8 protein-coding genes and 2 pseudogenes are annotated in these 7,768 nt (G+C 65.9%); all 10 read left to right on the forward strand.

The features are described 5' to 3' along the window. Window positions 1-292: pseudogene (locus JHD80_RS26165) on the forward strand (LLM class flavin-dependent oxidoreductase); the annotation flags it as partial. A gap of 99 nt (window positions 293-391) precedes the next feature. Further along, the gene (locus tag JHD80_RS26170) at window positions 392-1,597 is read left to right on the forward strand and encodes a trans-sulfuration enzyme family protein (protein ID WP_199093365.1); all 1,206 of its coding nucleotides are present in this window, start codon (window positions 392-394) and stop codon (window positions 1,595-1,597) included. 241 nt (window positions 1,598-1,838) lie between these two features. Further along, window positions 1,839-2,846, forward strand: coding sequence for a PLP-dependent cysteine synthase family protein (locus tag JHD80_RS26175; RefSeq protein WP_199093367.1), 1,008 nt, complete (start codon window positions 1,839-1,841; stop codon window positions 2,844-2,846). Between the two features lie 465 nt (window positions 2,847-3,311). Beyond that, window positions 3,312-3,560, forward strand: a complete 249-nt coding sequence (locus JHD80_RS28855; protein WP_248311788.1) for a hypothetical protein — start codon at window positions 3,312-3,314, stop codon at window positions 3,558-3,560. A 14-nt stretch (window positions 3,561-3,574) separates the two neighbouring features. Continuing rightward, window positions 3,575-3,847, forward strand: coding sequence for an OsmC family protein (locus tag JHD80_RS28860; protein ID WP_349237352.1), 273 nt, complete (start codon window positions 3,575-3,577; stop codon window positions 3,845-3,847). Window positions 3,848-3,897: 50 nt separating this feature from the next. Then, a complete protein-coding gene (locus JHD80_RS26185) occupies window positions 3,898-4,917 on the forward strand; it encodes an ABC transporter substrate-binding protein (RefSeq protein WP_199093369.1) in 1,020 nt (339 codons plus the stop codon). Beyond that, a complete protein-coding gene (locus tag JHD80_RS26190; protein ID WP_199093371.1) occupies window positions 4,904-5,923 on the forward strand; it encodes an ABC transporter permease in 1,020 nt (339 codons plus the stop codon). Before JHD80_RS26185 ends, JHD80_RS26190 begins: the two co-directional genes overlap by 14 nt. Then, a complete protein-coding gene (locus JHD80_RS26195) occupies window positions 5,917-6,723 on the forward strand; it encodes an ABC transporter ATP-binding protein (RefSeq protein ID WP_199093373.1) in 807 nt (268 codons plus the stop codon). Before JHD80_RS26190 ends, JHD80_RS26195 begins: the two co-directional genes overlap by 7 nt. Before the next feature lie 37 nt (window positions 6,724-6,760). Continuing rightward, a complete protein-coding gene (gene copC / locus JHD80_RS26200) occupies window positions 6,761-7,114 on the forward strand; it encodes a copper homeostasis periplasmic binding protein CopC (RefSeq protein WP_199093375.1) in 354 nt (117 codons plus the stop codon). A 1-nt stretch (window position 7,115) separates the two neighbouring features. Next, window positions 7,116-7,768: pseudogene (locus tag JHD80_RS26205) on the forward strand (hypothetical protein); the annotation flags it as partial.

A 7,768-nucleotide genomic window follows, 5' to 3' on the forward strand; every position in this document is an offset into this window, starting at 1 on the left:
GAACTACACGCTGCGCGAGCTCGCGGCGCTTGCAATCGCATCCCATGGCCACCGCATCATAATCGGCTCGCCGGAGACGATCGCGGACGACCTGCAACGTTGGTTCGAGCAGGGCGCGGCCGACGGCTTCAACCTGATCCCGGCCTCGATGCCGGATGGGCTCGACGATTTCGTCGATCTCGTCATTCCGGTTCTCCAGGATCGCGGCCTGTTCCGCCGAAGCTATGCCGAGACCACCCTGCGCGAGCGCTTTGGCCTCGACATCCCGCGGCTCGGGGCTTTTGCGAGCTGAGCGGAGCGCGCCCAGTCCCTGCCCCCGCCCGCACGATAAGATCGGCCGATGGCAGGAGAGCTTGCAGCCTTCCGGCGCCTATGAAGGGAGATACCGCCGATGTCGCAAGATCGCAGACGCAACCGGACACAGGGCTTTTCGACTCGCGCCATCCATCTCGGCTACGATCCGGCCGAGCATGAAGGAGCGCTGACGCCGCCGATCTTCATGACTTCGACCTATGCCTTCGAGAGCGCCGAGCAGGGCGCCGAGATCTTCCGGGGCGAGCGGCCGGGCTATGTCTATGGCCGCTCGAAGAACCCGACCCAGACCATCCTCGAGGAGCGGATGGCGAGCCTGGAGGGCGCGGAGGCCGGAATGACCGCCGCCTCCGGCATGGGCGCGATCGCGAGTGTCGTCATGACCCTGCTCGCGCCGGGCGACGAGGTCGTGATCGACCATACGCTCTACGGCAACACCTATGCGCTGTTCACGCAGGGGCTGGCAAAGCTCGGCATTGTCGCGCGGCCCGCCGACTTCACCCGGCTCGATGTGCTGACGGCAGAGATCGGCGCCCGTACGAAGCTGGTGTTCTTCGAGACGCCAGCCAATCCAAACCTGCGCGTCATCGACATCGCCGCTGTCTCGCGCATCGCGCATCAGGCCGGCGCGCTGGTCGTCGTCGACAACACGTTCGGGACGCCGGTGCTGCAGCGCCCGCTGGAGTTCGGGGCCGATCTCGTCGTTCATTCCGGGACGAAATATCTCGGCGGCCATGGCGACCTCCTGGCCGGCATCGTCGTCGGCCCGGCCGACCTGCTGAAGCAGATCCGGAATACCGGCCTCCGCTGGATGACCGGTGCGACGCTCTCGCCCTTCAACTGCTTCCTGATGTTGCGCGGCCTGAAGACTTTGGAAATTCGGGTCGAGCGCCATGCCGCCTCCGCCCTGGCGGTGGCGCGTGAACTGGAACGGCACCCGCGCATCGCCAGCCTGTCCTATCCCGGCCTGCCCTCCTTCCCGCAATTCGAGCTCGCCCAGAGCCAGATGTCCGGCTCCGGCGGCGGTCTGATCTCCTTCGAGCTCGACGGCGGGATCGAGATGGGCATGGCCTTCATGAATCATCTCCAGCTGATCACACGCGCCGTCAGCCTCGGCGACGCGGAGACTCTGATCCAGCACCCCGCCAGCATGACCCACGCCATCGTCAGCCGCGAGGACCGGCTGAAGCATGGCATCGGCGACGGGCTCCTGCGGCTTTCAATCGGGCTGGAAAGCGTGGAGGACATTCTCGACGATCTCATGGGAGCGCTTGATGCGCTCTAGGCCAAAATGGCACCGGCGAGTCCATCGTGGATCGCCGGCATCCCCCGAGCAAACATATTTCACCTCATCTTTCCGCCGGATTGGAAATATCCGATGCGAATGTCGTCTCAATTGAGACAATCGTACTTATTATCTTCCAAGTATTGATTGCGTATAAAAGGCGGATACGAATGTCGACAGCGAACACTCACCGTAGCTTGAACGCGAGTGTGGCGACGTCAATCTCTCCCGAGAGCGTATCATGGCATTTGGAAACGATCATTTCGCGGCTCTGGTCGGCGACACGCCGCTACTCGAACTCGGCCGCTTCGCAGAAGATCTGAAGCTCGGCGCTCGTGTTCTTGCCAAGATCGAGTACCTCAATCCTGCCGGCAGCATCAAGGACCGGACGGCCTGGGGCATCATCCGCGACGCCGAGGAAAGCGGCCGGTTGAAGCCTGGCCAGCAAATCGTCGACCTCACCAGCGGCAATACCGGGATCGGGCTCGCAGCATTGGCCGCCGCACGCGGCTACCCTTCGAAATTCTACCTGCGCAACACGATCAGCGATGACAAGCTCAAGCTACTCGCGCAATACGGCGCGGAGATCGTCCTGATCGATAACAGCGCCTTTCTGGAGCCCGGAGCCATCCACGCGATCATCGACCGTGTTCGCCGCGAAAATCCTGACGCCTACTACACTAATCAGCGCGCCAACCCTGCCAATCCACGCGTCCATTTCGAGACCACCGGCCCGGAAATCTGGCGGGAGACCAAAGGAAAGGTCGACATCTTCGTTGCAGCCGTCGGCACCGGCGGCACGATCTCCGGCACGGGGCGCTTCCTGAAGCAACAGAAACCTGACGTGCAGGTCGTCGTCGTCGAGCCCGGCCCGGCTTCGGTGCCCTCGCTGGATGTCCCCTATCCAGATGCTATCGAGGGCGTCCACAAGGTAACGGATGTCGAGCCCGGCTACCTGCCGGAGAATTTCGACGCTTCGGTCGTCGACGAGGTGCTCGTCACCGAGACGGCACAGGCGCGAGACTTCGCGCGGATTCTGGCGCAGCGCGAGGGGATTCTGGCCGGGACTTCGTCGGGCGCGGTGCTGTTCGCCGCCGCAGCGCTTGGGCGACGGCCCGAGAATGCCAGCAAGACGATCGTCGCCATCGTCGCCGACAGCGGCGAACGCTATCTCAGCCCGCCGAAGCTCGGCCCTGCCATTTCGAACGAGCCGAGGCGAACGCAGGCTCAGGAGGCCGCCACGGTTTGACGGCCCGGTCAATGCGGTGAAGATGTCGATCGCCTCATCTTCGCGTTACGCACAAACAAATCATCGCTTCCTGTCACGAAAAACGCATATTCCGTTTCATTGCGAACAATAAAGGATCGAGCAATAATCTTGAACTCGATGGCGTTGTCAGCGTCTTCGCCGCGGGATTTGCAGGAGCAGCTTGCGCCGCGTCAACAACGCTAAAAGCACCACGATGTCTCGTGGGCTCCTTTTCTTTTGGAGACGCGAATGTCCATGACGTTCAGCAGGACAGAATCCACGGCAGGCCGGCTCTTCCACCGGCGGCTCTGACCTTCGGGCCTGAGGACGGGCCATCGTTCCTCGCTCACTCCGAGTCCATCACAGCTCAGACAAAGCCATCTCGCGCCAGCCGTAATAGCGGCTGCGCCACTGACCGCGCACGTCTGTCCAAATACTTTCATCAAACCAGACCGGGACGCATCCATGTCCAATCTCAACGAATATCTCGCCCAGAAACGCGACGCTTTGCTGCGCCGCAAGGCCCATGCCCGCTCGGGAGAAGCCCGACCGCTACGCCTGCAGGCACAGGCCCATGCCGAAGGGCGCAGCGGCGTCCGGCGCATCCGCATTCGCGATTTCCAGGTGATCAGCGACAGCCCGCCGGATTTCGCGGGCTATGATCTCGGGCGAGCTCGCCCGAACTGCTGCTCGGCGCGCTGTCGAGTTGCCTGACCCATACCTACCTGATCCAGGCCGCCGACCAGCAGATCGCTCTGGAGGATGTCTGGGTCGAGGTGCACGGCCAGCTCGATCCGCGCGCTGGAACGCCCGGCCACGAGACCACGCCGATCTATCCGCACGAGCTGTCCTACACCGTCAGGCTCACGACGGACGTGACCGAACTCGACGCCTTGAATGCCGCCGTCGAGCGTTTCTGCCCGATCCTGAACCTGCTCCGACAGGGCGTGACGGTGCAAGGCACCGTCGAGCGTGTGCCGGCCAGTCGCGCGGCAGCCTGAGCCTTCCCCGAATGACCATGCAGCCGCGGCCAGAGCGGCAAGGAGCGACCATGACCCAAACGACCTTCCCCTCCCGCCGCGCGCTCTTGCGCGGAGCCGCCGCGCTGGCCGCCGCGCCGCTCGCCGGTTTGGCCGGGCACCATGCTTTCGCCCAGGCCTCGCCGCTGAAGCAGCGCCAGACGATCAAGCTCGCCTGGGGCCAGACGGCCGTGTGCCAGTCGCCGATCTCGGTCGCACTGAAGCAGGGCCTGTTCGAGAAATATAATCTCGCGGTGGAGCCGGTGAACTTCAGCGGCCCGACCGACGCCCTTCTGCAGGCGATCGCGACGGGCCATGCCGATGGCGGCATCGGCATGGCGCTTCGCTGGCTGAAGCCGCTGGAGCAGGGCTTCGACGTAGGCCTCACCGTCGGCACCCATGGCGGCTGCATGCGCCTGCTCGTGCCCGAGGCCGCCAATATCCGCAGCCTGAAGGACCTCAAGGGGAAGTCGGTCGCCGTCACCGATCCGGCGAGCCCGGTGCGGAATTTCTTCGCCATCCGCCTCGCCGAGATCGGACTCGACCCCGAGAAGGATGTGAGCTGGGTGCAGTATCCGCAGGACCTGTTCGGCGAAGCTCTGAAGAAGGGCGAGGTCCAGGCGCTCGCGGGCGACGATCCGCATCTCTACCTGATCCGCGAGCGCGACAAGCTCGTCGAGCTCGCCACCAATCTCGAAGGCCAGTACGCGAAATCGACCTGCTGCGTGCTCGGCCTGCGCGGCGCTCTGATTCGCGACCAGCCCGAAGTCGCCGGAGCGATCTCGCGCGCCATCGTCGAGGCACAGGCCTGGACGGCGGCCAATCCCGACAAGACGGCCGAGATCTTCGCGCCGTTCGTCCCGGCCAAGGTCACGCCCGAGACGGTGGCCGCGATCCTGCGCAGCCACACCCATGACCATCATTCCACCGGCGCGGCGCTCCGCGACGACGTCGCGCTGTTCACCGAACAGCTCAAGCTCGTCAACGTGATCCGCAAGAACACTGACGCCAAGGCCTTCGCGCAGAAGATCGTGCCCAATGTCCCCGTTTGAACAGACCGGCTCCGCATCGGCATTCGACCAGCCGCGCCTGCAAGTCGACGGCTCGGTCCTGGCGCGGGGCGCGCTCGCCACGGCGGCCTGGACCGCAGTGGCGGCCTCCGTCACGCTGCTCGCCAACAAGAAGGTCGGCTTCGCCGACCCGCTCTATGTCGGCGAGACCAATGCCGGTTTCATCGGCTGGGCCGTCCTGCTGGCTCTGGCAACGGTTGTCGGGGCGCTCTGGCCGCCGCTCGGCCGGGGCCTCGGCCGCGCCGCGCCCTGGTTCGTGGTGCTGGCGCTCTTCGTCGGCCTCTGGGATCTGCTGACGGCGAAGCTCGGCCTGCTGCCCGTGCCCTTCTTCGCCCCGCCTTCCGCGCTGGTCGAGGTCTATGCGGAGGACTGGCCGCGGCTCGGCGAGAGCGTGCTGCATTCGCTGCGCCTGCTGGCACTGGGCTTCCTGTTCGGCACGATCTCCGGCTTCGTCACCGGCGTCGCGATCGGCTGGTCACGCGGGCTCGGCTACTGGGTCCATCCGGTGCTGCGCTTCCTCGGGCCGATCCCCTCGACCGCGCTCCTGCCGATGGCCTTCTTCTTCTTCCCGTCCAGCTTTTCGGCGGCGATCTTCCTGATCGCGCTCGCCACCTGGTTCCCGGTCACAGTGCTGACCTGGTCCGGCGTCGCCAGCGTCGACAAGGCCTATTATGACGTCGCCCGGACGCTCGGCGCAGGGCGCGCCTTCCTGATTTTCAAGGTCGCGATCCCGGCTGCCTTGCCGCATGTCTTCGTCGGCCTGTTCATGGGGCTAGGCGCCTCGTTCTCGGTGCTCGTCGCGGCCGAGATGATGGGGGTCAAATCCGGCCTCGGCTACTACCTGCAATGGGCGCAGGGCTGGGCCGCCTACTCCAACATGTACGGCGCGCTGATCGTGATGGCGCTGATCTTCTCGGGGCTCATTACGCTGCTCTTTGCCGTACGTGACCGCCTGCTCGGCTGGCAGAAGGATGTGGTGAAATGGTAGCCTCCCAGCTCGCTGTCTCGCCCGCGACCGGCACTCCCGGGTCCAACGGCGCCGAACTCTCGATCGCCGGCGTCTCGCACGCCTTCGATCTCGAAGGCCGCCCTCTGCCGGTGCTCGACGATATCGATCTCGACATCAAGGCCGGCGAGTTTGTCGCCCTGCTCGGGCCGAGCGGCTGCGGCAAGTCGACCCTGCTGAGGCTGGTCGCCGGGCTCGAACCGCCCTCGCAGGGCCGCATCGCGGCGGCGGGCGAGGCGATCACCATGCCCGATCCCTCCCGCGTCGTCGTCTTCCAGGACCCGACGCTCTATCCCTGGCGCACGGTCTGGAAGAATGTCGCGCTCGGGTTGGAGGCGCGCGGCCTGCTCGCCAGCCAGAAGGGCCGCGTCGACGACGCCCTGAAGACCGTCGGCCTCACCGGTTTCGAACGGGCCTTTCCGCGCCAGCTGTCCGGCGGCATGGCCCAGCGCGCGGCCTTGGCCCGCGCCCTCGTCAACGATCCCAGCGTGCTCATCCTCGACGAGCCGCTCGGCAAGCTCGACTCGCTGACGCGGATCGCCATGCAGACCGAAATCGCCGAGCTCTGGCGCCAGCGCGGCTTCACCACCCTGCTCGTCACCCATGATGTCGAGGAGGCGCTGTTCCTGGCCCAGCGCGTCATCGTGCTGAGCGAGCGCCCCGCCCGGATCAAGGCCGAGATCGTCAACGACCTGCCCTATCCGCGCCATCGCGGCGATCCGCGCTTGGCGGAATTGCGCGGACAGGCGCTCGCTCATCTCGGGCTCGACGCGAGTTGGTAAGCTCGCAATCCCACCTCCCCATCGCAGGACCTCACCCATGTCTCGACATCTCGGGCTGACGCTCGCTTTTGCCTTGGCCGCAACGCAGGCCGTCGCCCATGCGCATCTCAAGACCGCGTCTCCCGCAGAGGGAGCCGCCGTCGCCGCGCCGGCAGAGATCACCCTCGGCTTCACCGAGGAGCTTGAGGCCAAGCTGAGCAGCATCACGGTCAAGGATGCGCGCGGCGGGGTCGTCAGTGCGGCACCGGCAGAAGCAGTGCCGGGAGACCGAAAGGCACTCAAGGTCCTGCTCAAACCGGTCTCGCCGGGCACCTACAGCGTCGAATGGGCAGCGACCTCGGTCGATACTCACCGGGTCACCGGGCAATACCGGTTCACAGTGAAGCCCTGATGTGGAAGCGCTGATCGGGGCGGCGCTGCCAGCGGTCCGCTGGCTCCATCTCGCCGCCCTGCTGCTTGGCCTCGGCACCGAGGCGTTTCGCCTGCTGGCCCGTCGCCCGCTCGCCGCGACATCGGAAGGCCGGCGGCTTTCACGGCAATTCGCATCCTGCAGCCGGCTCTCCGTCATCGCGGCGCTGCTCAGCGGCGTGGCCTGGTTCTGGCTGCAAGGCGCCGCCATGCTGGGCCGACCTCTGGACAGCATCCAGGCCATCGGCGTGCTGGCCGAAACGCGCTTCGGCGAGACGCTGCTGCTGCGCGCCGGGTTGCTGATCCTGACCCTCGTATTCCTGCGCGGCACCGGTCTCGCGCGGACGGCCGCGCTCCTTCCGTTGACGATCGCCGCCTTGCTTCAGGGCCTGCTCGGTCATGGCGCCGCGACCGATCCGTGGACGACCGTGGCACTGGGCCTTCATGTCGTCGCGGCCGGCCTGTGGCTGGGAGCTTTGCCCTCCCTTCTTGCTGTCTGCCTGCTCCAGCCAGCACTGGCACCCGCGTTCGCCCGGCGCTTCACGCCGCTCGGTTTGGCGTGCGTCATCGTTCTCGCTGCAACGTCGGTCTCCCAGGCGCAGGCGCTGATCGGCAGCCTGCCGGGACTGCTCGGGAC

Origin of the sequence: Allobosea sp. ASV33 (assembly GCF_016428755.1) — a bacterium.
Lineage (GTDB): Bacteria > Pseudomonadota > Alphaproteobacteria > Rhizobiales > Beijerinckiaceae > Allobosea.